A 240-nucleotide genomic window follows, 5' to 3' on the forward strand; every position below is an offset into this window, starting at 1 on the left:
GCCCGTTATCTCGTAAGAGGTAACGGGTTTTTTCTTATCTTTTTCTCGCCTTTATTCATCGCTTTTATCTGTAAAGCACCATCATCACAAAGCAAAAACTCACAAAATTTAACCACTAAATTAATAAGTTATCGTTTTTTAGGCAAAATTCGACTGAAGTTTAAGCAAACAAATAAAAAAAACATTTTTTTTATCATCAGGACTAGACAGCAAGCTCAGAGATAGGCATAATTGCGCGCC

At 34.2% G+C, this 240-nt stretch carries 1 protein-coding gene; it reads left to right on the forward strand.

Translation table 11 applies throughout. The features are described 5' to 3' along the window. Positions 1-225 (forward strand): hypothetical protein (locus HMPREF0693_RS19325; protein ID WP_004247186.1); only part of this gene is annotated, 225 nt, incomplete at its 5' end. Between the last annotated feature and the right edge of the window lie 15 nt (positions 226-240).

The organism is Proteus mirabilis ATCC 29906 (assembly GCF_000160755.1).
Taxonomy (GTDB): Bacteria; Pseudomonadota; Gammaproteobacteria; order Enterobacterales; family Enterobacteriaceae; genus Proteus; species Proteus mirabilis.